This window comes from Methanolobus sp. ZRKC3, assembly GCF_045291275.1.
In the GTDB taxonomy this organism is placed as follows: domain Archaea; phylum Halobacteriota; class Methanosarcinia; order Methanosarcinales; family Methanosarcinaceae; genus Methanolobus.
In genome coordinates, this window is record NZ_CP146982.1 from 1,494,789 (window position 1) to 1,519,842 (window position 25,054).

Here is a 25,054-nt window from a genome sequence, read left to right on the forward strand (position 1 = left end):
ATTACAGAGGATGTGGGAATCTGAACTATTACGACCGTGAAATTGAAACTATGGATAGGGGAGAACTTGATGCCCTGGTAGATGAAAGGATAAGATATACAATTGATTATGCTGCAGAGAATTCTCTTTTTTACAAAAAATGGTTCAAAGAGCAGAAAATCGATCCATCTGACATCAGGTCACATGAAGACCTCCTTGAGCTCCCTATTGTCTCAGGAAAGACCATTCGGGAAAACCAGCCACCTGAAACCAGGGAGTTCAGATTCAAGGCAGTGGACTGGAAGGATGTTTACACCATTCACGAGACCAGCGGCACCAGTGGTACACCGAAAGCATTTTTCCTGACGTGGGAAGAATGGGAAAGATATGCCGAGAAATATGCACGCAGTTTTGTATCCCAGGGTTTGGGGGCAGGAGATCGGACCATTGTGTGTGCATCCTACGGAATGAATGTGGGCGCCAATACCATGACACTCGCCGCCAGGAACATAGGTATGACAATAATCCCGGAAGGTAAATGCACATTCCCCGTACGTATCATGGAAGCCTACAAGCCAACATCTATTGTAGCAAGCACATTCAAGCTGATCAGGCTGGCTGATAGGATGAAAGCTGAGGGCATGGAACCTACAGAATCCAGTATCCAAAGACTCGTCATCGGAGGAGAGAGTTTTGCCGAAGAGGCACGTGCATACGTTTCGGAAATATGGGGTTGTGGCGTGTTCAACACATACGGAAGTACAGAGGGAACTATGTGCGGAGAATGCACTGATATTAGCGGTTTGCATGTGCCTGAAGATCTGGTACATCTGGACGTATATGACCCGCATATGAAAGGATTTGTCAAGGATGGGGAATGCGGGAGGATCGTACTTACGACATTACTGCCCGTTGGAGCAAAATGCGGTAACCTGCTTCTAAACTATGATACTGAAGATACTACCGTTGTACTTACACGGGACAGATGTGCATGTGGCAGGACACATATGAAGATAATGAATCCCGAAAGAGAGGCAGAGACCTTTTGGATAGCAGGAACTCCATTCAATCGTGTTGATATCGAGAAAGGTGTTTTCCAGAGAGAGAATATGGAATATCTTACCGGAGAATACGAGGCATTCCTATATGGAGGAGATGACGAAGGCGAAACCACCCTGCGGGTTAGTATGGAATGTACCAATGTTAGTGAATGCGACAGGAATGTTGTTGAAGAGAATTTCCTCAGATCATTCTTCAAGTTCAAGAAAACACTTCAAGATGCACATATTGATGGCAGCCTTGAGATCGTTTTCAACTATGTAGGCCTAGGAGAACTGGAATTCTACCACATCAAGGGAAGACCAAAACGCCTTGTTGACAGGAGATAAAGGTCATAGCAGAGAATTACCATGCCATAATGCCAGATATATGACCTGCCCACCCATGAACACAAGGATCCAGAGTGCAAATGTGATCTTCATTAAACGAAAAACATTTCCCAGAACCTTTGTCTTACCTTTCATTGCCAGATTGATATAAACAACCAGCATGATAACCCCAATTCCTGCCAGATGATGTATCCAGATCTGCGCGATAAGTAGTCTGCTTCCAAATCCATAATTGAGAAAATCAGACATCACAGGAGACATGAAAACCAGAATTGATATTATCTGTGCTAGCACTGCAATACTTACAAGTTTGCAATGCTGAGCTGTTTTTCCACGAGAAGCCAGTAAAACCGCTAAAATTACGAGCAGGATTATTGCAAACTGGACTATAAGGCTTAGAATATTTGCATTTTCCAGTAGAATCAGGTTCACCCCCAAAATGATATAGTAGAATTCTACTCAAAAATTGGTCTGGTACTATAAACCATTTTGGAAGAGAAATATCAAAAACTACCCTTGTAGACTTTCAAACCGGAATCTGAAACCGTCACAATCCACGGTTCCATACTATGAGACGCCGCACGCATTTTCCGTACACGCATATACCTGTTGGCAACGTTACCCTTAAAGTGCAGACCAAGTTCGATAATACCATCTACAAGATAACCTTCCATTGAAGTACTGGAATCATTGATATCAGATGATTTTTCCTCTTCCAGTATCAGGAATGTTGTCAGACCTTCACGCCTGAGGCTCTCAAGCAACCGGTACATTCCTTTTCTTAATTCCTTCCCACCTACGTCGAGCAATGAATAGAGCGCACCGAGTGAATCAATGGCTACACAGGTACACTTGTCACCCGCCTCCTGTCTGAAATCGATGATGTTTTCTTCCAGGGTTTTCAGCAGGTCATTCGATATATCATCATAAAGAAGACGGTAATCACTGAAATCAGATATATGGAGTTTCTTTGTAGGCTCCAGACCCATACTTTCCATATTCTTCAGATGGTTTTCCTTGCTCTGCTCAAGTGTGACGTATAAGCCGTATTCACCTGCGCCTTCAAGGTAATTGGAAAGTATCTGAAAAGTAAATCCAGACTTGAGAGTACCTGCTGCCCCGGTTACAAGAACAACACTGGATTTTGGAATATCAGTTTCAAAGACTTCTTCCAAGCCATCTATAGTATCCTTAAATCTCATATTCCTGCCTGCCATAAAAACATAGAATATATATAGGTAGTTTATAATAAAAATCTTTTGCAGTTCATCAATATCACAGATACAATATTTTGAGCGGTCAGGATAGAGTATCACTTGCCTTTAGCTGCTTCATCCATCTTTTAAGAAGATGGAACTCTTTTTTCTCGAGTGTAGAGGGATCTATCTGCAATATCATCCGTGAGTTGGAAGCCATTATAGTATCATTGGTCTGCTCTATCAATTTAAGGAGAGAAATAAAATCATTATCAAGAAGGAGATATTCAAATCCATCCACCAATACAACACCATTATCCACCTTACGTATGAAATCCGATATCGTAGGATGTATCTTGAAAAGCTCTGTCGAATCTATGGTCTGTTGGCTGCTATCCCTGTTCTTTGTAAGCCAGACAAGGGGAGTTTTTGATAAACCATAATGAGCACGAATATTCCCAGGGTTCTTTCTGGTGATGCACAATCCAGGTTTACCCTGTTTTACAAGATCTGCGAAAATATTGTAACTATCTAAACTATCATATTCATCTGAAAGATACATGAAGCCAGATTCAAGCTCCACACTATTTATTTTAGAATCATCCCCGATATCTTCAGTCAATGGAGTTATGAAAAGACCCTGCAATTTAGACATGTCCTGTATGACCATGATCAATCCCTGACTGCCATCATCAGCCTCAATAACAGAGGTAGAAACATTCATTGGAATACTTTGGCCATCTGCAGTAATGAAAAGCATTTCGAAATCCACCCTATCGACAAATTCAGGAAGAACATCGCTTTCCATGAGAGAGGAAATTGGTTTGGTAACCAGTTCCCCTGCATCAAAACCAAGCATTTCAGCTGCTGTTTTATTAGCTGTTACTATCTTAGCTTCAGAATCCAGAGACAGAATAGAAATAGGAGAAGCTTTCATAAGATTGTCAAGGTACTCATTAGCCCTTCTTATCTTTTCTTCCGCTTCCTTTCTTTCAGTAATATCAGTACCTGATACCAATATTCTTCTAAGCTCTTCACCTTCATCCAAAAGAACAATATTGTTCCAGCCAATCAGTTTTTCTTTCCGATCCCGGGTTAGCACAGGTGACTCCACATAGCCATCAAATGTGGAATTTCCAGCGATAAAAGCCCTGAACCGATCGCTGGCATTCTCCCTGTGAGATTCAGGAACATGATTTGTGAACCAGTTAGTACCTACAATATCCTCTTCTTTATTATAACCCAGTACTTCCAATCCCTTTTTACTAATGAGAGAAACATTGCCTTTTTCATCAAGTACCAGGACAACAACTGCAGCCATATCAAGATACATTTTTGCCTGATCCATCTCTTTTACCAGATCATCATGCAATTTCTTTATGCGCAGGAGAGAACGAACCCTTGTATTGATCTCCAGCCTATCAAGGGGCTTTGTTAAAAAATCATCAGCACCAGCATTGATGCCTTTTATACGGTCATCAAGGGTTGAGAGTGCGGTAACCATTATAATAGGAGTAAAACGTGTCTCCCCAGAATCTTTCAGTATCCTGCATACCTCATAACCTGTTATATCAGGCATCATAAGATCGAGGAGTATTATGTCAGGATCATGTGCTTTCACTTTTTCCAGCGCCTCGACCCCACCGGATGCAGTGATGACCTCATAATCACGTATGAGATAGGCCTCAAGCAGCCTGACATTCATTAATTCATCGTCAACTACCAGCACTTTTCCTTTTTTTTGTCCATTCATCACACAGTCACCTACAAAGTATCCTGTTTATACATGTTACTGAATTAGAGAGATTGTTTTCAAATTTATAAAACACTATAATATTTAAGCTATATAAATAAAGCCCGAGCAAAAAGTTATACATACCAGAATTTGGATCACCTGCATCCCGACACATATAATTCTCCCAAGGTACAGAATTACATATAGATACTTGATGTTGGGAAAGAACGTAAAAATAAAAGAAGAACAGCACAAGGAGATGGCTGAAGCTGCAAGGGATATTCGATACCTTCTCCAAAGAGGATACCCAAGGGATAGCTCCATCAGGTTTGCAGGAGACCATTACCTGCTTGACAAAAATGAAAGATATATCCTTGCACGTACCGTCTTTTCAACAGGTACAGCCATTGCACGTAAAAATAAGAAACTGCGATGCCAGGAACTAAAAGGAAGAACGCTCCTGATAGACGGATATAATGTGCTTATCACACTGGAAAGTCTGCTGAAAGGAGGAGACCTATGGCGGGCAGATGATTCATTTTTAAGAGACATAAAGGGAATGTTCAGAAGCCACTCCAATGATAGATCCACATTCGAAGCTGTTGAAGAGATGTTATCTTTTCTTGCAAGCTCTGAAGTAAAAAAGGCCATTGTATTGCTTGACACACAGATGAAGAACAGTGGAGAATTGGCAGCCTTGATCAGAAAAAGAATGGAAGAGCTTTCAATAAAGGGTGATGCCGAAACATCAAGACATGTTGACTATGATCTGAAGAACTGTGAACCATCATCTGTTGTTGCTACAGCTGACGGAATAGTAATAGATTCAGTAAATAATGTAGTTGATATTCCAGCCTGCATATTTCAGACATGGAATAAAGAGTAAAGAATGGACCTCAATTATACATGAGCAACAGGTCTAATAATACAGAATACTTAAGATAAGTTCATGAAAAAACTGGCAATAGTAGTAACTGATCCAAAGGACTGGACTGCAAATGCCCTGATGCAGGAAGCTGAAAGGAGAGGCTTTGAAACATACTATCCGAACCTTGAAAAGCTGGAAACTTCGATTGGAAAGGATATCGAGCACAAAACCAATGGAATTAACCTTTCAGAGATGGATGCAGTTATTATAAGGGATATGGGAACAGGAAAGAACGATGCACATGTATTCCGTTTCGATGTACTCCAGGAACTTGAAGAAAGTGGAGTGATCATCATCAATCCCCCGGTTGCCATACAGAATGCAGCAAATAAGTTCCATTCAAGTTGCCTTATTTCAAAAGCAGGAATTCCTACACCCAAAACCTTTGTAAGCCAGGAAACAGAGCCTGGCCTGAAAATAATTGAAACCCTAAAAGATGTTGTAGTTAAGCCGGTTTTCGGGTTCAAGGGAATAGGCATCAAGCGCATAAAAAATAATGAAGTTATAGGCCCGGATGGGACCCTGGAAAAAACGACAGTATATGATCTTGTTTCCGGCATTATAGAAAATAAAGGAATGGTTTATATACAGGAATTCATAGAAAATCCCGGACAGGATATTCGTGCATTTGTCGTTGACGGAAAGGTCATAGGTGCCATTTACAGGAAAGCTGCAGATGGTTGGTGGCTGAACAACCTGAGTCAGGGTGGTACTCCAGAAAGGTGCGAACTCACAGAGAAGCAGGAAAAAATGTGCATTGATGCTGCCAGAGCCATCGGGGCAGTGTTTGCCGGAGTGGACATCATTGAAAGTGATAAGGGATGTTTTGTCCTTGAGATAAATGCAACTCCTTCAGGAGCAGGTATCTATAAATCCCTGAATATCAATGTTGCAGAACATATAATAGATACCATAGAAAACAGGCTATAAGAATGCCTGAGATCAGGATAAACAATGAGTGATTATAAGCAGTGTATTGTAATTAGAGATGACCTCAAACTGTCCAAAGGGAAACTTGCAGTCCAGGTAGCTCATGCAGCGGTTTCAGCTTCTGAGTGGGCAGACAGGACAACTCTGGAAAAATGGAAGGAAGGCGGACAAAAAAAAGTGGTGTTACGTGTAGCTAACACAAGAGAACTTTTTGAATTAAAGGAAGTTGCAAGAAAACATGACCTTCCAACCGCACTTATTCAGGATGCAGGACTTACTGAGATCAAGCCTGGTACAATAACGGTACTTGGTATTGGACCGGCAAAGGAAGAAGCAATTGACAAGATCACAGGTAACCTGAAGCTTCTCTGAATATCAGAATGATTATGGTCAAAACATGAGAAGCAAAAAGGAACGATATTTTACACTGGTAGTATTTCTTCTTATACTGAGCACATCTTTGTCAGGTTGTGTATCAGAGCCTGCGGACATGATAGGGGATTTTTTAGGAACATTTGCCGAAGATGTTTTGCAAGGTCATGAGCCTTATACCATAGACAGTTCTCAATTGACAATTCCTGTTGTGCCGGCACAGGAACCTTTTAACTACGAAGATATACCAGATAGTCGTTCCAGCTTCGCACCGGGATTCGAGATATCAAGTAATTATTACTATACCCAGTTCTACGATAACAGTGAAGGAGTCATAAGCATACACGCCAGGAACCATGGAGAAAATGACATCTTTGTCTATGAGTTCGGCTTGCTTGACACTGACAGCGGTACATGGTATGGGCAGGAAACAGGAATTACACTCCTCCCTAATGAAGAAAAGAATATTGGCTTGATCTCGGTTAATGTACCAGATAACAGTGATGAGATCGATCTGAAACTTGGAATGTCCATTCTTGTTCAAACATCCAATGAACAGTGGTATGAATACAAAGACCAGTACTTTGATGAATTTACGATAGACGTCGACAAACAGCCTGAAAAACAAGAGCCTGAGTATTTGTATAATCCAAAGGGGACCTTTGAGATACTCAACGATAAAGTCGACGCTTATGATCTTGAAGTACGCAAGATGGCGGCGGTTTCTGCAAAGAGGTATCCGGGACAGTATAACATTTACCAGCTTTGCTCATTGTTTGACGACACCAGAAATAACATACAATACATCAGTGACCCAAGAGGGAATGATCTATGGTCACCACCTTGCGATACTCTTAGAGTAGGAGCAGGAGACTGTGATGACTATGCCATATTGCTCTCTTCACTTATAGAATCCATTGGAGGCACCTCCAGAATATATCTTACAGACACACATGCATTCACAGCTGTGTACATCGGAGATGAGGAGAATACCAGTGCCATAGTTGAAGCCATTGGTAATTATTACGGCCCCCTTCCAGTATACTATACAACTGACGAATACGGTTCGTGGCTTATGCTTGACCCCACGTCAAATGTATATCCCGGTGGACTTCCCGGAGGAACGGCACCCACCGATAATGGATGGACTTTTTTGAACACTACAAAGGTAGTAGTTATTGACATCGCCCCATAGTAGCCAGGAGGAAAAATATGAACGTACCAGCCACAGAAAAACAAATGGGAATTGAGCTTTACTGTAGCTCTGTTGCCGGAATTGGAGGCGAACTCAGACAGCAGCCTGAAGATTTTATTGTCAGGGAGATCACAAACCGCGAAGAAGGAGATTCTGGCAAGTACCTCATACTTGAGCTTGTCAAAAATAATTGGGATATGCACCATCTTGTAAGGGACATCTCAAGAAAACTGGGCATCAGTCAAAAGCGGATCAGCTTCGCAGGAACCAAGGACAAGAGAGCGGTTACAACACAAAAGATTAGCATATATGATATGACAAAGGAAGCTATCGATAGTTTCTATATGAAAGATGTGGAACTTAAAGTGATAGGAAGGTCTAACAAGGCGGTAGAATTAGGCGACCTTTATGGGAATGAGTTCATAATCACTATTCGAAATATAGATCATAGTGTCCAGGATCTTGAAGCAATTCTTGCAAATATCACCAAAGATATTAATGACTTTGGCGGAGTACCTAACTTTTTTGGAATACAACGTTTTGGAGCTGTCAGACCAATTACTCATCTGATAGGCGAACAGATATTGAAAGGGGATTTTGAAAATGCCGCTCTTTTATACATTGCAAAATCTTTCCCTGATGAACATGATGAAACAAAAAATGCCCGCAATCATGTGTGGGAAACAAGAGATTTTGTAGAAGGCCTTAAGCTATACCCCCTGAGATTAAGATATGAAAGAGCAATGATGCACTATCTTATAGAACATCCTGGAGATTTTGCAGGCTCCTTTAGTGTATTGTCTAAAAATATCAGCAAGATGTTTGTACACGCATACCAATCATATATTTTTAACAAAATAATCTGTCAGCGCATAAGAGAAGATATTCCACTCAGCAGTGCAGTGTCTGGAGATATTGTCTGTTTCAAAAATAAAGAAGGACTGCCGGATGTTAAAAAACTGCAACTGGTAGATGACGATAATATCGACGGGATGAACAATCTTGTCAAAAGAAGAAGAGCTTTTGTGACTGCACCACTTGCAGGATATGAAAGTGAATTTGCATCAGGAGCACCAGGAAGGATAGAAAAAGAGATATTCGAAAGTGCAGGCATCCCCCTGGAGAATTTCAACATCAAAACAGTACCCGAGTTATCATCCAAGGGGTTGAGAAGAGAGCTATTGCTTCACTGCGAACCTATTTTTGAAGTTGGAACTGATGAAATAAATCCTCAAAAAAGCAAAGTGACTCTGAAATTCACATTACCAAAGGGAAGCTATGCAACGACTGTACTCCGAGAGTATATGAAAGTTGAGCCTTTAAAAATGAGTTGAAGATATATTGATCTTCAAACTTATCATCTATTTTTTCAGTCAGTCTTCCATGATATTATTCGGATATCATTGCCTGTACAAATGCCTTGAATGGTGGTGAAGGCCTTCCAGGTCTGGATTTGAACTCCGGGTGGAATTGTGATGCAAAGAAGAACTTCTTGCCAGGAATCTCGGTAATTTCCATCCTATTCCTGTTCTTTCCGGAAAATACCATTCCCTTTTCTTCTATCCTGTCAACGTAATTGGGATTCACTTCATATCTGTGTCTGTGACGCTCGACTATTTTTGAAGCACCGTATATCTTTTCTGCAAGTGAACCGGATTTAAGATCTGCATCATAATCACCGAGGCGCATTGTAGCACCCATATCCAGAACACCATCCTGTTCTGGCAGTAGATCAATCACAGGATATGGAGTATCTTCATCAAATTCTGTGCTGTTGGCATTTTCCAGACCTGCTACATTCCTTGCGAATTCGACCACTGAAAGTTGCATTCCAAGACAAAGTCCCAAAAACGGGATATTGTTCTCTCTTGCATACCTGATAGCCATGATCTTCCCTTCAGTCCCCCTTTCACCAAAGCCACCAGGAACAAGTATACCATCATACTGGGATAATTGTTCTACTCCGGAAGGATCTTCTTCAATAGATTCAGCATTTATCCAGTCTGTGCAATAATTCACGCCACACTCGATTGCAGCATGCTTTATAGAGGCGCTTATGCTAAGATATGAATCTTCAAGATGGGTATATTTTCCTACAATGGCTATCCTTACCTCACCTTTGAGGTTATGCATTCTCTCGACCATCTGGGACCAGGAATCATCAGTCTTATCAGAATGCAGGTTCAAGCGCTTCATAAGGTAATCGGTAAGACCTTCCTTTTCCATCATCAATGGAACTTCATATATATCGTTGGCATCATTGGCACTGATAACAGCTTCTTCAGGTACATCACAGAAAAGGGCTATCTTAGAGGCAGTACTTTCAAGCAAATGTTCCTTGCACCTTGTCACAATAACATGAGGAGTGAGACCAAGTTCCCTTAATTCTTTTACTGAATGCTGAGTGGGTTTTGTTTTCTGGTCACCCTGTGCATCCATTGGAACCAGTGTAACGTGTACAAAAGCAAGATCCTCCTTGGATTCTTCCCTGTGCATCTGCCTTACAGCTTCCAAAAAAGGCATGCTTTCAATGTCACCAACTGTGCCACCAACTTCTATTAGACAAAAGTCAGCACCGCTCTTTGCAGCTATCTTTCTGATCCTGTCCTTTATTTCATTGGTTATATGAGGTATGATCTGTACAGTCTTACCAAGATATTCGCCACGGCGCTCTTTTGATATTACAGCCTGATACACCTTTCCGGTGGTCAGGTTGTGTTCCCTAGTAAGTTCAGTGTCAAGAAAACGTTCATAGTTACCAAGGTCGAGATCAACTTCACCGCCATCTTTCAACACAAAGACCTCACCATGCTGGAAAGGACTCATTGTACCTGCATCTATATTGATATAAGGATCTATTTTTATGGCTGTTACCTTGTAGCCCTTGTTTTTCAGGTTACGCCCAATTGAAGCGGTGGTAATTCCCTTACCAAGTCCACTCATTACACCGCCTGTTACTATTATATACTTCATATGATGCATCTACCTTGATTATTTATTTGAATATTGGAAGTTTAATTAACAAATATGCCATGAAACCCGTTAGTATAATGGATAAAAATACTGCATGATAAAAACCAAATAAAACTGAAAAGTCTAAAGAACTCAGGAAAAATGCCAGGGCCAGCACAAATAAGACCGCAATAATACTGATGACCAGATGACCTGATCTCGAAGCTGCTGTTTCAAAAGCTGATATTAACATTTGAAGTGATATCTCCGGAAGCTGAGTACTCCAATTATCTTCCTTGTAAGAACTGTTGTATGAAGCATTGGTTTTAGGAGAAGAGAGGGACTTATCAATGTCCACTGAAAAATTCGCTTCATTTGGACCAGGTAAACCGATATTGACATTGAAGCCTTCTTTGCGAGATCCATAACCTACGGTCACAAAGACCTTTCCTTTATTGTAGAGTCGTCCATCATAAGGAATACGAACAATAAGAGGAAGGTACTCCTCATGCCTCACATAAGGATTATCCTCAAGAATAGTCACATTTTCTGCAATAGATTCACTGACGGATACATTTACATGGGTAGGCGCACCGTAATTTATCATTACTAATTCAAAACTGCGCTCTTCACCAGGAGATAAAGGCATCTCAACATCATCAGATTCAAACTCTATTGAATTAACTCCAAGCCTGTTGATATGCACTTGTTGCAAATAAATTTCCTCGCATTTTTATTCTCTGAGCTCAGGAGGAAGCATGTTAGGTATGCCATCTTCAATAGGATAGTACTCTTTGCACTTGGAACAGTATAGAGTTCCGGAAACAACTTCGTTTGCATCCTCTTTTTCAATGTTCAGTACAAGGTCACCTTTGCAGATGGGGCATGCCAGAATATCCATAAGGTCCTTCTTCATCTCAATCTTCTCTACCAATAGAAGACACTAAATATAAGGTTTTTCAATCCGCGACTGCACAGTAAAAATCTGATGAATTGAAACTCCAATAAATGAAGAGATAAGTTCATTTATGACCTGACATGTAAATCACCATATGTTTTCTGTGTTCATTAAGGCTCTGGATTTTGCAATACCCATATTGATAATGATATTTCTGGGATTATTTGGTACAGGAGTCCTTATTGAGCTTGGAATTATGCAGAAATTTTCCCGCTTCGTTAGTCCACTTTTCAAATATACGAATCTTCCTGATACATGTGCATCTGCCTTTGTTATAGCAATGGGATCTACCGTTGCTGCAAATACGATGGTGGTCAATTTCAGGGACGGAGGTTGTATCGATGATAGAGAGACCATGCTCTGTGCAATGTTAAACAGTACACCTGCATATGTACGGGAAATACTTACCTACCAGATACCAATTGTACTTCCTGCACTAGGACCGGTGGTGGGAGGGTTCTATGTAATGGTTTTCATACTCACAGCCATTGTGAAAGTAAGTGTAGTAGTCATCCTCAGCAAGCTTTTCCTGAAAAAGAACAGATGCAAATTCGAAGATAATGTTACCGATAAGCAGCCGAGCCTGAAAGAAGCTATTAGTAAGTCACTAAAACGCAATAAAAAGCTGTTCACAAAAATAGTCCTGATATACCTGTCAATGACAACACTTGTATTCTATTTGAGAGAACAAGGTGCTTTTGAGATATTCAGTGTATTGCCACTTGCAGATATCTTTGGAATACCACCTGAGAGCATAGTTCCGCTCACAAGTTATGTGGCAAGTCCCATACTTGGGATATCACTGCTCGGACCTATGATCAGTAATGACGGCATATCATACCTTCAGGCAATGATAGTCCTCATGCTTGGTAGCATGTTCATGCTTCCTGTTTTTGCTGTAAGGACGATCCTGCCGCGATACATATCCATATTTGGCCCACGCATCGGAGTTAAGATAGTTGTTTTTTCTACCGGCATAAGCATGCTGGTAAGATTTTGCATTCTAATTGCGCTTCTAACCATTGCCTGATAGAGTTACTTTTTATCCGCTCGATCCAGAAAATAAGACTGATCTGTTTTTTGCAGCAGTTACATTGAAAAATATAGAAATAATTAATGCATATATTGTATTAATTGAAGAACCATCTGCATAAATACAGTGGCAGAAGCACGCGATATATTTTCAAACAACAAGTTAATATAATATATTATCTCTCTTATATATATATGAATATAGAAACTACGATTATGCACCAGTGTAACAATTGCTCTTGATATTATTATGGGGATACGTCCCTGCTACTTACCCTAAAATCAATTTCTAAATACAGAAGTACATCATGAAAATGCCATCCTGAATTATAATTACATCAAAATCCAAGGCACTACGGTTGATCAGAATGGCAAATATATGGACACAACATCTTAAGAGACCAGAAAAAAAAGGTCAGCAGGAAGATAATTCATTCACAAAGATGTTGCACTCACTTGCCAGGGAAAAAAGCAGAGTTGAACGAACATCAAATAACAATGCAGTTGCGAAAAACGACAAACAAAAGAACTCATAATCTCTGCTTTCAGATGGTTTTGAGCTAAACTTATATGGCCTTTTAACCGTTCATAATAACCTGTACTCAAAAATCTGAACATGACCTTGTGATGAATGCCTTTCTTATCTTTTTATTAACAATGCTATTTATCCTTCTACTTACTGCTAAATTAAGGATTCGCCCTTTTTGAGTCTTGTAGCGAGCTCTATTTTCGTTGGCCTGTTTTCAAATGAACCACTTGCTACGATAGAGTCAATTTCTTCCGGTATGGGAAGGGTATTTTCACATTTTGCAATTACTGAGAAATATGCTGATGGGAATTAGCGGACCCTCAATTCTTGTGCCTTTCCTTGTTGCTGTCGCGATCCAGAGTGTGCAGGGCTCAAAAGTAGTGACGATGCTTGTGACCCTTACTGGTGCTGTCCATGGTATCCCAACTTGGCTTGCCTGCCGAAATCGCCCTTTTCTCAATGACCTCAGGAACATCCCTGATATCACACTTAAATAATCCCTTCTTCTGGATATTAGGCGGGCTGAAATGGAAACTACAGAAGTGCTAAAATCCTATACTGCCAGAGGTATCATAATGGGACTGGCAAGTATTACGCTTACTAAGGCTTTTTAGATTGCGTTCTATTGAAGAAGAGTTGAAAGGCAAAAACCAGGAAATAAGAATTCAAACAAAAAAGAAAATAATGGATCGGCTATTACCGATCTCATTTAATGATGTGCGTGTTCTTCTGCAGCCTTTTCTTTTTCCCATCTTTCATGAGCTTCGCCAATGGAAGAAAGGCATTTTTTGCAGATCCCAACTGTGCTATCGTCCTCACCTTTGGAAAATGAAGGTATTTTGATATCTACATCAAAAAGCTGTGCTATAGCACCGCAGAAATCACATTTACCAGCTTTTCCGCAGCTGGTTCCTGCATTTTCATCGTTCACTTTCTTTGCAGCATTGAGGCAGGGTTCACAAAGACCCTGCCACATGCCATTCGGATATGAGTGCACATATTTTGGTTTGAATATCCTTACTGGAGCGACTGTTGGAATTCCAACTCCACAAAGATCACAATCTGTCATATTACATACCTCCGGGGATCAATACCTTTGCTGCTTCCATTGCCCAGTAGATGAATGGTTCTGGCCAGAAACCAATTGCGAATACACCGAGCACTGCTATAACAAGAGCAACGACGTATGGGAATGGTTCTGATATCTTCTCACCATCTGTTGGAAGGAAGTACATGTACTTCACGATCTTTGCATAGTAGTACAGTGAGATAGCACTGTTGATTATTGCAATGACTGCAAGCCATGCGAATCCTGACTGGATGGTTGATGAGAACAGTACGAACTTGCTCATGTAACCTGCTGTGAGCGGGATACCTGCGAGTGCGAACACGAAGACTGTCATGGAGAGTGCGGTAATTGGCATCCTTGTTCCAAGACCCTTGAAGTTATCAATGTGGTCTGGATCTTCTGCATCCTTGTTCTCAGAGAGTACCATGTAGGCAACTGCAGCAGTTACAATAAAAGCTCCTGCTTTCATGAAACCATGTGAAAGTGCGTAGAGTATGCCACCACCCAATGCCATTGGCGTGAGTACGACAAATGCCATTGAGATGTAACCTGCCTGTGCAAGTGAAGAGTATGCGAGCATTCTCTTAACGCTTGTCTGGGACAGAGCAACCACGTTTCCGTATGTCATTGTCACAACTGCAAGAATTGCAAAGGCAATCTGCCATTCAGCCTGAAGGGCTATCAGGGCAACGATGAATACCTTGAATGCTGCGACAATACCCATCTTCTTGGAACCTGCTGCAAGCAGAGCAGATACTACAGATGGTGCACCCTGATATGTGTCGGGTGCCCACATGTGGAATGGTACAAGAGCGATCTTGAAACAGAATCCTGCAAGCAAGAGTACTACTGAAACAAGACCCATTGGGCTTGATGCAAGAACTGTGATGTTTGCTGCTATTCCAGGAATGCTTGTGGTACCTGTAAGTCCGTAAACGAAGCTTATACCAAAGAGCATAAGTGCTGCTGAAAGTGAACCTATGATGAAGTACTTCAATGCAGCTTCGAGTGACTTTGGATTCTTCTTCTCAAAACCTGCCAGGGCATAGGTTGCCAGACTTGCGAGTTCGAATGCCACAAACAATACCATAATATCGTTTGCAGATGCTACGAACATCATTCCAATGGTAGCGAATATTGAAAGTGCGTAGAATTCCTCAGTGTGACTGTTACCTTCAGTGTATTTTATGGATGCAATTGAAACAAGTAATGCAACCACAAGGAACACTACCTTGAAGAACTGGGAAAGAGCATCTACGGACAATGTGTCATTGAACGCCGTTGCATCTGTTCCAAGACTTGAAACTGTGAGTAACAGGGCTACAATGATACCAATACTTGCAAGGTATCCGAGTATTTTCTTTGCACCTGTTGGCAGGAAAAGGCCTAACATCAATACAGCCAGGCCTGTTAGTACGAGAGCGAACTCAGGCGCGAATAACATAAGATTTTCTGCCATTGTTCACACCCCCATAACAGCCATCATACTGACTATTTGTTCTGAATTTGTCAACATCATATCAAGCACCGGGCTTGGGTTAAGTCCGAAGTACAGTATCAGTATTGCAATGATACCCATGGACAATGTCTGATAACCATTGATATCGGCTATTGCACCGAGTTTCTCATCGAATACACCGAACATTGTCCTCTGGAGAGCCCAAAGGTGGTATGCTCCGGTAACAACGATAGCCATCAGCGCAATGATCACATAAACCGGAAGGTTTCCAAATGATCCTGCAAGGACTGATACCTCAGCTATAAAACCACTTAGTCCGGGAAGTCCAAGGGATGCCATGAAGGTCAATACCATAATGACTGCCAGTTTTGGCATCTTCTGTGCAAGTCCTCCAAGATCGTTCATGATCCTTGTACCTGTTGCATTATTGATTATTCCACAAGACATGAACATGACACTCATGATGAGTCCATGTGAGAATTGCTGGAACATTGCACCTGATACGGAAAGTGATACAAGACCTGCTGCACCGAGGGTTACGTATCCCATGTGACTCACACTGGAATATGCGACCATTCTCTTGAGGTCTTTTTGGGATAGTGCAAGGAATGCACCGTAGATGATACTTACTGAACCAAGTACTGCCATTATCGTGATCATCAAATTTGGTGATGCTGTGAAAGGCAGCAGTGGAAGCATTATCTTAAACAGCCCATACCCACCGATCTTGAGCATAACAAAGAGCACACTGCCAGCAGTAGGTGCTTCGGTATATGCATCTGGTTGCCAGGAATGGAATGGGAATGATGGGATCTTGACGATGAAACCGAACAATAATGCAAGGAAGATCATATCCTTCAATCCACCGGATTCGATGAACTGGAACTGTGAGAGCAGGTATGGGATGTCCAGGCTTGGAGTTCCGGTCATGTCCCATGCTGCAAAGTACAGTCCAAATATTCCAAGCAGCATTACAAGAGATGCCACGTGGGTGTAAATGAAGAATTTGATAGATGCATGATGCTTGTTAGGGCCACCCCATATGCTCACCATGAAGAAGAGCGGAATGAGGGTAAGTTCCCAGAATACATAGAACAGGAAGAAGTCGAGTGCTGTAAATACACCAATGACAGCTGCCTCTGTTCCCAGTATGAGAGCATAGAACCTGTTTGGTGATTTCCTCTCATCGTTCCATGTGAAGAGTACGAGGAACGGGAGTACAATTGCATTGAGAAGTATCAATGGCATTGCTATTCCGTCAACACCAACATGGTAGGTAATTCCAAGTGAAGGTACCCACTGGTACAATTCTTCAAATTGGTGAGCAGCTATTGTGCTATCAAAATTGAAGTACATGTACAATGTAAGTATCAATACGGAAACTGTGGCTACAAGAGCCATTAACCTTGCCTGTTCTTTTGTTTTTGTTAATAGTGTAAGTGCTGCAAATATTAGAGGTATCAGCACGATCAAAGATAATATCGGCAACATTAGAGTACCTCCATTACCACTTTGATAAGTATAACCAGAAGACTTACTCCTGTTATCACAGCGGTTGCATAATTCTGCACAACTCCGGTCTGGAACTGACGCATGGATTCTCCGGCCTCAAGTATGAGGTCACTTATCCAGTTGACCGTCCAGTCAAATACTCTGTCTGTTGCACGGCCTGCATAAGCAATGCCCTCATAGACAACCTTGACTGAAACGAAGTTGGTAAACAGTTCGTTCTGGTAATATCTGTTGTAGAGAAGCTTGTAGATCGGATTGTTCCTTGAAACAAGGCGGTCCATGTTCACAATCTTCAAACCATATACCAGAGCAGCGATCAAAAGACCTGCTGTTGCTACTATCAATGGCATCCAGAGGATGATCATTGGCTCGTGTCCTGCATGCTCTGCAAGGTGATATCCACCTATATCTGCAAGTGCATGGATGTCCACATTCACGAAATTATTCACAAATGTATCACTGACAAATGTATTGAACTTCTTGGAGGTCAGACCACCGAAGAAGAGTGCGAACAGTGCAAGTATGGAAAGTGGGATTGTCATTGATGCAGGTGATTCATGTCCTCCGTAATCAGTACGTGCTGTACCGAAGAATGTCATGAAGATCAACCTGAATATGTACAGAGCTGTCAGCAATGCTGCAACTATTGAAAGTACATATGGGATCCACATTCCGCTGCTCTCACCAAAGAGGTATGCACTCTCGATGATAGCATCCTTACTGAAGAAACCACTTGTACCTATTACAGTACCTGGTATACCGAATCCGCCAAGTGCAAGAGCTGCAATGATCATTGTTGCTGCTGTTACTGGCATGACCTTAGCTACGCCACCCATCTGTCTCATATCCTGAGTACCTACTGCGTGAATTACACTGCCAGCGCACAGGAAAAGGAGTGCCTTGAAGAATGCATGGTTAATAAGGTGGAAAAGTGATACACCGACTGCTTCTGCACCGATTGTTGCACCGATACCAAGTCCGAGCATCATGTAACCAAGCTGACTGATGGTAGAGTATGCCAGTACACGCTTGATATCGTTCATCACAATACCCATGGTTGCTGCGAAGATCGCTGTGAATGCACCAAGGTATGCAACTACTAACAAGGAGCTTGGAGCTGCGATGAACATTGGGAATGTCCTTGCAACCAGATATACACCGGCTGTAACCATTGTTGCTGCGTGAATAAGAGCAGAAACTGTTGTTGGACCTTCCATTGCATCAGGAAGCCACACGTGAAGTGGGAACTGACCTGATTTACCAACTGCACCACCGAAGAAGAGCAGTGTGATAATTGTAATGTGACTTACTTCCATTCCGAAAATCTGCGCATTCATTGCAGCAATTTCCGGAATGTGAGCAAATATCACATCGAACCTGAGGATGTAAACACCGTCAGGGATAGTGCCGTTGAATATCTTGAAAAGGTCTGTGAATAGAAGTACAATTCCTGAAAGGAACATCACATCACCGATTCTGGTTGTTAAAAATGCCTTCTTTGCTGCTGTTGCAGCGGATGGCTTGTGGAACCAGAAACCGATGAGCAGGAATGAACAGACACCTACAAGTTCCCAGCAGATAAAGAGCTGCAGAATATTATCTGAAAGGATCAGACCAAGCATTGATGCTGTGAACAATGCGGTTTCTGCAAAGTATCTGGATTGTCCCTTGTCATGTGACATGTATCCTACTGAATATATGTGGATAAGCAGACTGACAAATGTTACCATGGTAAGCATTACAGCTGCTAACGGATCAACAAGGATTCCGATATTCAGCATCGCGAACCAGCTATATGACTGGTTTACAACCTCTTCAGGGTTAGCAAGTAAATTTAATGTTATCAATAATGAAATTACAAATGATGTGGCAATTGCTGCTATTGGTATGATTGCACCGCCGGATGGCAACTTCTTCCCGAAGAAGAAAGTAAGTACAAAAGCCAATGCAGGTAATAGTGGTATTAAGAATGCATAATTTTCAACTGCCATTTTTACCACCTCAAAATATTAAAGTTGTCAAGGTTGATCGTGTCCTTCATCTTGAAGATGGCCATCAATATAGCGAATCCTACAGCTGCTTCACATGCTGCTAATGCTATTGAGTACAGGGCAAATACCTGTCCTGTAAGATCTGCATTGTAGCTTGAGAATGCAACGAGGTTGATGTTTGCTGAGTTGAGCATCAATTCAATGCACATCAATATGCGGATACCGCTGCGCTGAGTCATAAGACCATAGAGACCTATGGAGAAAATGACTGCAGAAAGTCCGATATAAAGCCCTAGGGGAATCATTCGTCACCATCTCCTTTTGCCATATAGATAGCACCCATCAATGCGGACAGCAATATAATGGAAAGTATCTCGAACGGTACTACAAGATCAGTGAAGATCAGTAAACCAATTCCTTCTATGTTACTCTGATCAGCCATATTCTGTGGAAGCTGATCAATAGCAGGCCAGTTGGTAAATGCAACTGATACAAGCATTATGGAAAGGAACAACAATGCAAGTATCATTGCAAGAAGGCGGCCCTTAAAGAAGTTGTACACTGATGTGATAACTCCCATTATGGTAAATGAAAATTCCTTATTCAACATCTGAACCAAACTCCTTCTTCGTGAGCATGACTGCGAATAGTATCAGTACACCTATCGCACCAACATACACCAGAACCTGAACTACACCAAGGAACTGGGCGTTTAACAGAATGTAAACAGCTGCAACCAAAAACATGGTAACAACAAGTGCAAGCGCTGCCCTTACTACATCCTTAGCCGTCACTACGAACAATGCAAATGTTATTGCAGCGAGTGCTATTATTGCAAAGACGATCAATTCAAGTATCGTACCTATTATGGGGTCCATCTGCTAACCTCCTCACCTGCTTCATCTTCAGCGTTTATGTCTACTTCCCTTGCAAGCATAGCTGGTGTAAAGAGAAGATCTTCGTGGTTCCAGCGAATAACACCTGTCAGATATACTTTCGTATTTGACAATGCACCCTTTGGACACTGGTCTATGCAAAGACCACAGAAAAGACAATGTCCAATATCAATTTCCGGGAACCATCTTTTTTTATCGCTCTGTGGATTGATATTGTCCCTTACGATCTTGATAGTGCTGTTTGGACAGATGTTGGCACAGATTCCACAACCTATACATTTTGTCTTGTCAAGCTTCTGCAAGCCTCTGAACCTGTCTGAAAGTTTTGTAGGTTCTTCCGGACACATCCTTGTGACCGTGGGGCCGAAGTAGATGTTCTTGACAGCTTTTATTACATTTTTAATAACCATTCATTCACACCCCCAGCAGACCCAGTGCAATTACCCAACCCAGGTTGAGAAGAGCTAAAGGCAGAAGTCTTTTCCAGCTCAGGTCTACTACCTGATCGATCCTGAATCTTGGAACTGCCCATCTGACCATGATAATTGTAAGAATTACCAGAATTACCTTACCAAAGAAGAAGGCGGTCGGAAGTATAATACCAAGAATAGTGTTTGCAGTCAGTGCTGCAGGCAGATTCCATCCTCCAAGGAACAACAGTGTAACGAGCATTGAACCTAAGATCAGGTGGATGTATTCTGCGAAGAAACCAAGACCGAATCTCATACCTGTGTATTCGGTGATCCATCCTGCAATAAGTTCTTCTTCTGACTCGTTCTGGTCAAACGGAAGACGTCCCATGTCAGCCATGAGAGCAATGAAAAATACTGCAAATCCTATTGGCTGCTTGATAGCGAACCAGAGAGGACTCTGTGCCTGAGCGATCTCTACTATATTCAATGAACCAGCCATTATAGCTACACTCACAATGCAGATACCCAGAGGAACTTCGTATCCAATCATACGTGCAAAGTTCCTGAAAGCACCAAGAAGTGAATACTTGTTATTTGCACTGTAAGCAACCATGAATATACCGATTATTGAAATCGAGGACATTGCTTCAATATAAAGAATACTGATATCCATATCAGTCGCTGCAATCGGGTAAGTCTCACCGTTTATAATGATCGCACCGAAAGGAATTGCAACAAGCATCAGGAAAACTGAACCCATCATAAGAATAGGTGCTGAAACGAATAAGAGTCTGTCAGCATTCTTGGGAATAATATCTTCTTTTGTGAACAGCTTGATAGCATCGGCAACCAGCTGGAGCAGTCCATGTGGACCTGTCCTCATAGGACCATATCTCTGCTGGATATCTGCTGAGAGTTTACGCTCAAACCACACAGCAGCCATAGCACCAAGGAATATGCCACCCATAAGGCACAGACCAAAGATTCCCCTTAAAAGAGGGTTAAAAAGTATATCGTCTAAATGAATCATCATGATCACCTGTCGACTTCACTGGTACATGTGTCCATGCTTCCTGCAATAGCCACGATATCAGCAACACTGACTCCCTTCAGAAGTGGGGGCAATGTCTGTAATGTTGGATATACAGGGCCTCTTATCTTTACACGATAAGGTTTATCAGAACCATCAGATACCATATAGAATCCCATTTCACCTCTTGGGTCTTCCACACGATGGAATACCTCTCCGGCAGGAACCCTCATGATAGGAGTTCTGCGACCATAGGCTGTACCCTCGGGGAAGAGTGGGCCTGATGGGATCTGGTCAAGGCACTGTTCGATGATGTACATGCTTTCGCGCATCTCATCAAGACGTACCTGTATCCTTGCATAGACATCTCCGGCAGTCTGAGTACATACATTGAAATCCAGATCCTTGTACACAAGATACGGCTCATCCTTACGGATATCAAAAGCAACACCTGTTGCCCTGAGTGGGGGTCCAGACACTCCAAGGTCCTTTGCAACATCTGCTGTAAGCACACCAACGCCTACGGTCCTTGCCCTGTAGATCTTGTCTGTTTCATACAGTTCTTCATAAGAATCAATAGCTTTCCTGAGATTTTTAAAGACATGCTTCACATCATCATTAAAGCCATCTGGCAGGTCATCCTTCACACCACCAAAACGAAGGAAGCTGTGAGTGATACGTGCCCCGGTAATTGAATCAAGTAAGCTCAGTATATCTTCTCTTTCCTTGATGGTATACATGAACATACTCACAAATCCAATGAATGAGGCATATTCACCCATACCCAGCATATGACTCTGTAACCTGGAAAGCTCTTCCACGATCACACGTATATACTGTGCTCTTTCAGGTACTTCTATACCTGCAAGTTTTTCAACGCAACCAACGTATGCTTCTTCGTTGGTTATTGCGGCAAGATAGCATATCCTATCTACGATGGTTATACCCTGGAGGTAGTTCCTGTTTTCAAGGATCTTTTCAATACCTTTGTGGATAAAACCCATCTCGACCTCGGAGTCTACAACGGTCTCTCCCCTCAATTTTGCATTCAACCTGAATGGTCCTGGCATCATTGGGTGTTGTGGGCCGAGGTGTACTATCATTTCAGAAGGTCCAACTGTTTCTTCCATTTTATCCCTCACACCAAGTTTCTAGCTGTTTTGTTCGGGAAACCTTCGTAATCCTTCCTGAGTGGCCACTCTCCAAGCATATCTGCTGGCAGAACAAGTGGTTTGAGATCAGGGTGGTTGAGGTATTGTACACCGAACAATTCGTATGTTTCTCTTTCGTACCAATTCGCATTCCAGAATACTGGAACCACGGATTCGATTTCCGGGTTGTCCCTTGGAAGTATAGCTTTCATCGTGAGAACTACAGGATGATCATAAGAACCGATGACATAGATGACTTCGATCTCGTTCCTATCAGGGTAGTCCACAGCAAATTCACAGCAAAGGTGTCCGAAGGATACTTCTTCTTTCAAGAACTGGCATACATCTTTCACTTCTGCAGGCTTAACTTTTGCAGTTATCCTTATATCTGATTCCTTCATCACAAAGTGAAGAGCAGGGAACTTCGGATTAAGAGCTTTTATAATTGAGTTTGCATCCATAATTTTACCTCAGTAATCCGTACCTTTATCCTTCTTTGCGACGATCTTCTTTTGCAGTTCAACGAATCCCTGAATAAGAGCTTCACATCTTGGAGGACATCCTGGGACGAAAACATCCACAGGGAAAATGTCATCCACATTTTGATGTGTGCTGTATGACTCATAGAAAGGACCGCCACTGATGGCACAATCTCCAAAGCATATTACCCACTTTGGTGAAGGCATCTGATCCCATATCCTTTTCAATGCTGGCAGGTACTTCTTTGTGACGTATCCACTAATGATAAGTACATCAGCGTGTCTTGGGGAGTTCCTTGGAATGATACCAAAACGATCGGTATCATAGTGTGCCATACCAGTGGATAGTAATTCTACACCACAGCAACCCATTGCGTTTACAGTGAACCACAGTGAATTTTTCCTACCCCAGTTAAGAACATCCTGGACCTTTGTCTTTTTCAGGAAGTCACTGATAGCATTACTATCGGTCAGCACAGTGCCTGGAATTTGTTCATATTCAACTTGCTCTACTTCATCCACTTTAGAGCCTCCTTTTTCAACAGGTAGACATAACCAAACAATACAACAAAAATAAAGACTAACATTTCGACGGTTGCTATCCCTGTAATACCATGCCCTTTAAAGATCGTAGCCCATGGGTAAAGAAAAAGGACTTCAATATCAAAAAGAACAAAAGCAATGGCATAAAGATAATATTCAACATCGAACTGGATCCTTGCATTCCCGGTAGGGACGGAACCAGCTTCATATGTCTCATACTTTGCTGCTGATTTGCTCCTAGGACTTAATGTTTTTACTAAAAACATAGTAATAGGAGGCATCAAAATTGCCACAACAAGGATGATTGCAACCGGTATGTAACTGTATATTACGTTACTGGTATCGATTATTCCTGACATAATAATTCTCCTGAGAGTACAATAGTAGATAGAATATTCGTATAAAACACCTTCTCTAATGCGTTTTATGCAAAGTTATCCACAACATTTTAAGGGAACTTAACCTTATCTGTTGATGAAAATTTCAATAGATAGTGTTGACTACTATTTGATAATAATTCATCCTATTTAAAGTATATCAAATTCAGATTATGAAAAACAAAATGCGCAGCCATATTCTACATGATTAAACATTAAAAATGATATCACTTCTAAATTTAATTTCCCAACCAGTACAAAATTGAAATGCTATTTGAAAATATAGTGTTGAAAATTAAAAATAGAATCAAAAGCAATAAAAGAAAAAAGTAGAGTATACAAAAATCAAGAGGAATTAGAGATATTAAGCTTCATTATTTATGCCTATGGAGCAAATTCTACAAACCATAAAAATGTGAAAACAGGTGTTTAAACCTGTTTTGGGGAATAATACTTCTTGATAACTGAATCACATTCCGAGCACGAAACAACCATCCATTCGCCTACATTATGCCTGCTATACTTCTCGAAGATAGAAGCATTACACGTTGGGCACACATAATACTCCTTGAAATAATAGTGATAGAACTCAGGACTTGATTCAAGCCATTTCAAAACTTTTTGCATATGTTCAAAGTAGCGTTGTTTCGAAGGATGAGCACCATTATCTATAATGGCGTCAGAGACACGCTCACCGACATTCCTTGTGTACTGCTGAGACTTCTGTGTCAGTTTCTTGTAGTCAGAGATATACCGAGTCGTCCGCCCAAGATAAGCCAGATAGGCACCATGTGCCTTTGGCTCATTTTTCGAGATTGTCCGAACAAAGTATTCGCCCATGACATCTTCCATGATATCCGCACATGCAGTACAGATATTATATCCATTATAATGTTTGAAGTCCTGCAGTTCTTCGCAAATAAGACAGGTTTCCATTAAA

Annotated in this window: 29 protein-coding genes; 9 read left to right on the forward strand and 20 right to left on the reverse strand. The window is 41.5% G+C overall.

From position 1 onward, the window contains the following. Positions 1 to 20: 20 nt before the first annotated feature. Positions 21 to 1,367: a coenzyme F390 synthetase gene (ftsA, locus tag V7O66_RS07515; RefSeq protein ID WP_406662608.1), complete on the forward strand. Its 1,347-nt coding sequence runs from the start codon at positions 21 to 23 to the stop codon at positions 1,365 to 1,367. A 3-nt stretch (positions 1,368 to 1,370) separates the two neighbouring features. Here the strand turns inward: ftsA and V7O66_RS07520 are convergent, their stop codons facing one another. The 3 genes from V7O66_RS07520 to V7O66_RS07530 form a co-directional block, all read right to left on the reverse strand. Continuing rightward, the gene (locus tag V7O66_RS07520) at positions 1,371 to 1,799 is read right to left on the reverse strand and encodes a hypothetical protein (protein ID WP_406659688.1); all 429 of its coding nucleotides are present in this window, start codon (positions 1,797 to 1,799) and stop codon (positions 1,371 to 1,373) included. Positions 1,800 to 1,870: 71 nt separating this feature from the next. After that, positions 1,871 to 2,584, reverse strand: a complete 714-nt coding sequence (locus tag V7O66_RS07525) for an RAD55 family ATPase (RefSeq protein WP_406659689.1) — start codon at positions 2,582 to 2,584, stop codon at positions 1,871 to 1,873. Positions 2,585 to 2,666: 82 nt separating this feature from the next. Further along, on the reverse strand, positions 2,667 to 4,316 hold the full coding sequence (locus V7O66_RS07530) for a DUF835 domain-containing protein (RefSeq protein WP_406659690.1): 1,650 nt from the start codon (positions 4,314 to 4,316) through the stop codon (positions 2,667 to 2,669). 196 nt (positions 4,317 to 4,512) lie between these two features. Between V7O66_RS07530 and V7O66_RS07535 the strand changes: the two genes are divergently transcribed. From V7O66_RS07535 to truD, 5 genes are all read left to right on the forward strand, one after another. After that, positions 4,513 to 5,184, forward strand: coding sequence for a DUF434 domain-containing protein (locus V7O66_RS07535; RefSeq protein WP_406659691.1), 672 nt, complete (start codon positions 4,513 to 4,515; stop codon positions 5,182 to 5,184). Between the two features lie 63 nt (positions 5,185 to 5,247). Beyond that, complete coding sequence (gene mptN, locus V7O66_RS07540) at positions 5,248 to 6,156, forward strand: tetrahydromethanopterin:alpha-L-glutamate ligase (RefSeq protein ID WP_406659692.1); 909 nt, start codon at positions 5,248 to 5,250, stop codon at positions 6,154 to 6,156. A 24-nt stretch (positions 6,157 to 6,180) separates the two neighbouring features. Then, positions 6,181 to 6,528 (forward strand): peptidyl-tRNA hydrolase Pth2, encoded by a 348-nt coding sequence (gene pth2 / locus V7O66_RS07545; RefSeq protein WP_406659693.1) that lies wholly within the window; start codon positions 6,181 to 6,183, stop codon positions 6,526 to 6,528. Between the two features lie 25 nt (positions 6,529 to 6,553). Beyond that, positions 6,554 to 7,723 (forward strand): transglutaminase family protein, encoded by a 1,170-nt coding sequence (locus V7O66_RS07550; RefSeq protein ID WP_406659694.1) that lies wholly within the window; start codon positions 6,554 to 6,556, stop codon positions 7,721 to 7,723. Between the two features lie 17 nt (positions 7,724 to 7,740). Then, positions 7,741 to 9,057 (forward strand): tRNA pseudouridine(13) synthase TruD, encoded by a 1,317-nt coding sequence (gene truD / locus V7O66_RS07555; protein ID WP_406659695.1) that lies wholly within the window; start codon positions 7,741 to 7,743, stop codon positions 9,055 to 9,057. Between the two features lie 55 nt (positions 9,058 to 9,112). On the opposite strand, the gene pyrG is transcribed toward truD, so the two are convergent. Genes pyrG through V7O66_RS07570 form a run of 3 tightly spaced genes read right to left on the reverse strand, consistent with a single transcriptional unit; the run spans position 9,113 to position 11,609 of the window. Then, a complete protein-coding gene (gene pyrG / locus V7O66_RS07560; protein WP_406659697.1) occupies positions 9,113 to 10,696 on the reverse strand; it encodes a glutamine hydrolyzing CTP synthase in 1,584 nt (527 codons plus the stop codon). 22 nt (positions 10,697 to 10,718) lie between these two features. After that, positions 10,719 to 11,390, reverse strand: coding sequence for a hypothetical protein (locus tag V7O66_RS07565; RefSeq protein ID WP_406659698.1), 672 nt, complete (start codon positions 11,388 to 11,390; stop codon positions 10,719 to 10,721). Positions 11,391 to 11,408: 18 nt separating this feature from the next. Further along, positions 11,409 to 11,609 carry a methytransferase partner Trm112 gene (locus tag V7O66_RS07570; RefSeq protein ID WP_406659699.1) on the reverse strand — a complete coding sequence of 67 codons (201 nt, stop codon included), beginning with the start codon at positions 11,607 to 11,609 and terminating at the stop codon, positions 11,409 to 11,411. Between the two features lie 118 nt (positions 11,610 to 11,727). Between V7O66_RS07570 and V7O66_RS07575 the strand changes: the two genes are divergently transcribed. From V7O66_RS07575 to V7O66_RS07585, 3 genes are all read left to right on the forward strand, one after another. Further along, positions 11,728 to 12,663: a nucleoside recognition domain-containing protein gene (locus V7O66_RS07575; protein WP_406659700.1), complete on the forward strand. Its 936-nt coding sequence runs from the start codon at positions 11,728 to 11,730 to the stop codon at positions 12,661 to 12,663. A gap of 370 nt (positions 12,664 to 13,033) precedes the next feature. After that, positions 13,034 to 13,201, forward strand: coding sequence for a hypothetical protein (locus tag V7O66_RS07580; RefSeq protein WP_406659701.1), 168 nt, complete (start codon positions 13,034 to 13,036; stop codon positions 13,199 to 13,201). Positions 13,202 to 13,490: 289 nt separating this feature from the next. Continuing rightward, entirely contained in the window at positions 13,491 to 13,691 is a 201-nt protein-coding gene (locus V7O66_RS07585) for a hypothetical protein (protein ID WP_406659702.1), read from the forward strand. 212 nt (positions 13,692 to 13,903) lie between these two features. Here the strand turns inward: V7O66_RS07585 and fpoO are convergent, their stop codons facing one another. The 14 genes from fpoO to V7O66_RS07655 form a co-directional block, all read right to left on the reverse strand. Beyond that, positions 13,904 to 14,263 carry a F420H2 dehydrogenase subunit FpoO gene (gene fpoO / locus V7O66_RS07590; RefSeq protein ID WP_406659703.1) on the reverse strand — a complete coding sequence of 120 codons (360 nt, stop codon included), beginning with the start codon at positions 14,261 to 14,263 and terminating at the stop codon, positions 13,904 to 13,906. A gap of 1 nt (position 14,264) precedes the next feature. Beyond that, on the reverse strand, positions 14,265 to 15,722 hold the full coding sequence (gene fpoN, locus V7O66_RS07595; RefSeq protein ID WP_406659704.1) for a F(420)H(2) dehydrogenase subunit N: 1,458 nt from the start codon (positions 15,720 to 15,722) through the stop codon (positions 14,265 to 14,267). 3 nt (positions 15,723 to 15,725) lie between these two features. Further along, entirely contained in the window at positions 15,726 to 17,213 is a 1,488-nt protein-coding gene (fpoM, locus tag V7O66_RS07600) for a F(420)H(2) dehydrogenase subunit M (protein ID WP_406659705.1), read from the reverse strand. Further along, positions 17,213 to 19,225, reverse strand: a complete 2,013-nt coding sequence (fpoL, locus tag V7O66_RS07605) for a F420H2 dehydrogenase subunit FpoL (RefSeq protein WP_406659706.1) — start codon at positions 19,223 to 19,225, stop codon at positions 17,213 to 17,215. Before fpoL ends, fpoM begins: the two co-directional genes overlap by 1 nt. A 2-nt stretch (positions 19,226 to 19,227) precedes the next feature. Then, positions 19,228 to 19,530, reverse strand: a complete 303-nt coding sequence (fpoK, locus tag V7O66_RS07610) for a F420H2 dehydrogenase subunit FpoK (protein ID WP_406659707.1) — start codon at positions 19,528 to 19,530, stop codon at positions 19,228 to 19,230. Then, on the reverse strand, positions 19,527 to 19,835 hold the full coding sequence (fpoJ, locus tag V7O66_RS07615) for a F420H2 dehydrogenase subunit FpoJ (protein WP_406659708.1): 309 nt from the start codon (positions 19,833 to 19,835) through the stop codon (positions 19,527 to 19,529). The genes fpoK and fpoJ overlap by 4 nt, the downstream gene beginning before the upstream one ends. Then, a complete protein-coding gene (locus V7O66_RS07620) occupies positions 19,825 to 20,103 on the reverse strand; it encodes an NADH-quinone oxidoreductase subunit J (protein ID WP_406659709.1) in 279 nt (92 codons plus the stop codon). The genes fpoJ and V7O66_RS07620 overlap by 11 nt, the downstream gene beginning before the upstream one ends. Continuing rightward, a complete protein-coding gene (gene fpoI / locus V7O66_RS07625; protein WP_406659710.1) occupies positions 20,091 to 20,531 on the reverse strand; it encodes a F420H2 dehydrogenase subunit FpoI in 441 nt (146 codons plus the stop codon). Before fpoI ends, V7O66_RS07620 begins: the two co-directional genes overlap by 13 nt. A 4-nt stretch (positions 20,532 to 20,535) precedes the next feature. Continuing rightward, positions 20,536 to 21,564: a F420H2 dehydrogenase subunit FpoH gene (fpoH, locus tag V7O66_RS07630; RefSeq protein WP_406659711.1), complete on the reverse strand. Its 1,029-nt coding sequence runs from the start codon at positions 21,562 to 21,564 to the stop codon at positions 20,536 to 20,538. 5 nt (positions 21,565 to 21,569) lie between these two features. Then, the gene (fpoD, locus tag V7O66_RS07635; RefSeq protein ID WP_406659712.1) at positions 21,570 to 22,694 is read right to left on the reverse strand and encodes a F420H2 dehydrogenase subunit FpoD; all 1,125 of its coding nucleotides are present in this window, start codon (positions 22,692 to 22,694) and stop codon (positions 21,570 to 21,572) included. Positions 22,695 to 22,702: 8 nt separating this feature from the next. After that, on the reverse strand, positions 22,703 to 23,176 hold the full coding sequence (gene fpoC, locus V7O66_RS07640) for a F420H2 dehydrogenase subunit FpoC (RefSeq protein ID WP_406659713.1): 474 nt from the start codon (positions 23,174 to 23,176) through the stop codon (positions 22,703 to 22,705). Between the two features lie 9 nt (positions 23,177 to 23,185). Beyond that, positions 23,186 to 23,716: a F(420)H(2) dehydrogenase subunit B gene (gene fpoB, locus V7O66_RS07645; protein WP_406659714.1), complete on the reverse strand. Its 531-nt coding sequence runs from the start codon at positions 23,714 to 23,716 to the stop codon at positions 23,186 to 23,188. Then, positions 23,704 to 24,096, reverse strand: a complete 393-nt coding sequence (fpoA, locus tag V7O66_RS07650) for a F420H2 dehydrogenase subunit FpoA (protein ID WP_406659715.1) — start codon at positions 24,094 to 24,096, stop codon at positions 23,704 to 23,706. Before fpoA ends, fpoB begins: the two co-directional genes overlap by 13 nt. A 447-nt stretch (positions 24,097 to 24,543) precedes the next feature. Continuing rightward, on the reverse strand, positions 24,544 to 25,050 hold the full coding sequence (locus tag V7O66_RS07655; protein ID WP_406659716.1) for a hypothetical protein: 507 nt from the start codon (positions 25,048 to 25,050) through the stop codon (positions 24,544 to 24,546). Positions 25,051 to 25,054 lie beyond the last annotated feature (4 nt).

Coding starts and splice junctions, on each gene's coding strand:
- fpoM (WP_406659705.1), bottom strand. CDS start 17,213: ATGTTGCCGATATTATCTTTGATCGTGCTGATACCTCTAATATTTGCA.
- V7O66_RS07535 (WP_406659691.1), top strand. CDS start 4,513: ATGTTGGGAAAGAACGTAAAAATAAAAGAAGAACAGCACAAGGAGATG.
- V7O66_RS07580 (WP_406659701.1), top strand. CDS start 13,034: ATGGCAAATATATGGACACAACATCTTAAGAGACCAGAAAAAAAAGGT.
- fpoL (WP_406659706.1), bottom strand. CDS start 19,225: ATGGCAGTTGAAAATTATGCATTCTTAATACCACTATTACCTGCATTG.
- V7O66_RS07530 (WP_406659690.1), bottom strand. CDS start 4,316: ATGAATGGACAAAAAAAAGGAAAAGTGCTGGTAGTTGACGATGAATTA.
- fpoK (WP_406659707.1), bottom strand. CDS start 19,530: ATGATTCCCCTAGGGCTTTATATCGGACTTTCTGCAGTCATTTTCTCC.
- fpoH (WP_406659711.1), bottom strand. CDS start 21,564: ATGATTCATTTAGACGATATACTTTTTAACCCTCTTTTAAGGGGAATC.
- fpoN (WP_406659704.1), bottom strand. CDS start 15,722: ATGGCAGAAAATCTTATGTTATTCGCGCCTGAGTTCGCTCTCGTACTA.
- pyrG (WP_406659697.1), bottom strand. CDS start 10,696: ATGAAGTATATAATAGTAACAGGCGGTGTAATGAGTGGACTTGGTAAG.
- fpoI (WP_406659710.1), bottom strand. CDS start 20,531: ATGGTTATTAAAAATGTAATAAAAGCTGTCAAGAACATCTACTTCGGC.
- V7O66_RS07575 (WP_406659700.1), top strand. CDS start 11,728: ATGTTTTCTGTGTTCATTAAGGCTCTGGATTTTGCAATACCCATATTG.
- V7O66_RS07585 (WP_406659702.1), top strand. CDS start 13,491: ATGCTGATGGGAATTAGCGGACCCTCAATTCTTGTGCCTTTCCTTGTT.
- truD (WP_406659695.1), top strand. CDS start 7,741: ATGAACGTACCAGCCACAGAAAAACAAATGGGAATTGAGCTTTACTGT.
- V7O66_RS07525 (WP_406659689.1), bottom strand. CDS start 2,584: ATGGCAGGCAGGAATATGAGATTTAAGGATACTATAGATGGCTTGGAA.
- fpoO (WP_406659703.1), bottom strand. CDS start 14,263: ATGACAGATTGTGATCTTTGTGGAGTTGGAATTCCAACAGTCGCTCCA.
- V7O66_RS07620 (WP_406659709.1), bottom strand. CDS start 20,103: ATGGACCCCATAATAGGTACGATACTTGAATTGATCGTCTTTGCAATA.
- pth2 (WP_406659693.1), top strand. CDS start 6,181: ATGAGTGATTATAAGCAGTGTATTGTAATTAGAGATGACCTCAAACTG.
- fpoA (WP_406659715.1), bottom strand. CDS start 24,096: ATGTCAGGAATAATCGATACCAGTAACGTAATATACAGTTACATACCG.
- fpoD (WP_406659712.1), bottom strand. CDS start 22,694: ATGGAAGAAACAGTTGGACCTTCTGAAATGATAGTACACCTCGGCCCA.
- V7O66_RS07550 (WP_406659694.1), top strand. CDS start 6,554: ATGAGAAGCAAAAAGGAACGATATTTTACACTGGTAGTATTTCTTCTT.
- fpoC (WP_406659713.1), bottom strand. CDS start 23,176: ATGGATGCAAACTCAATTATAAAAGCTCTTAATCCGAAGTTCCCTGCT.
- mptN (WP_406659692.1), top strand. CDS start 5,248: ATGAAAAAACTGGCAATAGTAGTAACTGATCCAAAGGACTGGACTGCA.
- V7O66_RS07655 (WP_406659716.1), bottom strand. CDS start 25,050: ATGGAAACCTGTCTTATTTGCGAAGAACTGCAGGACTTCAAACATTAT.
- fpoJ (WP_406659708.1), bottom strand. CDS start 19,835: ATGTTGAATAAGGAATTTTCATTTACCATAATGGGAGTTATCACATCA.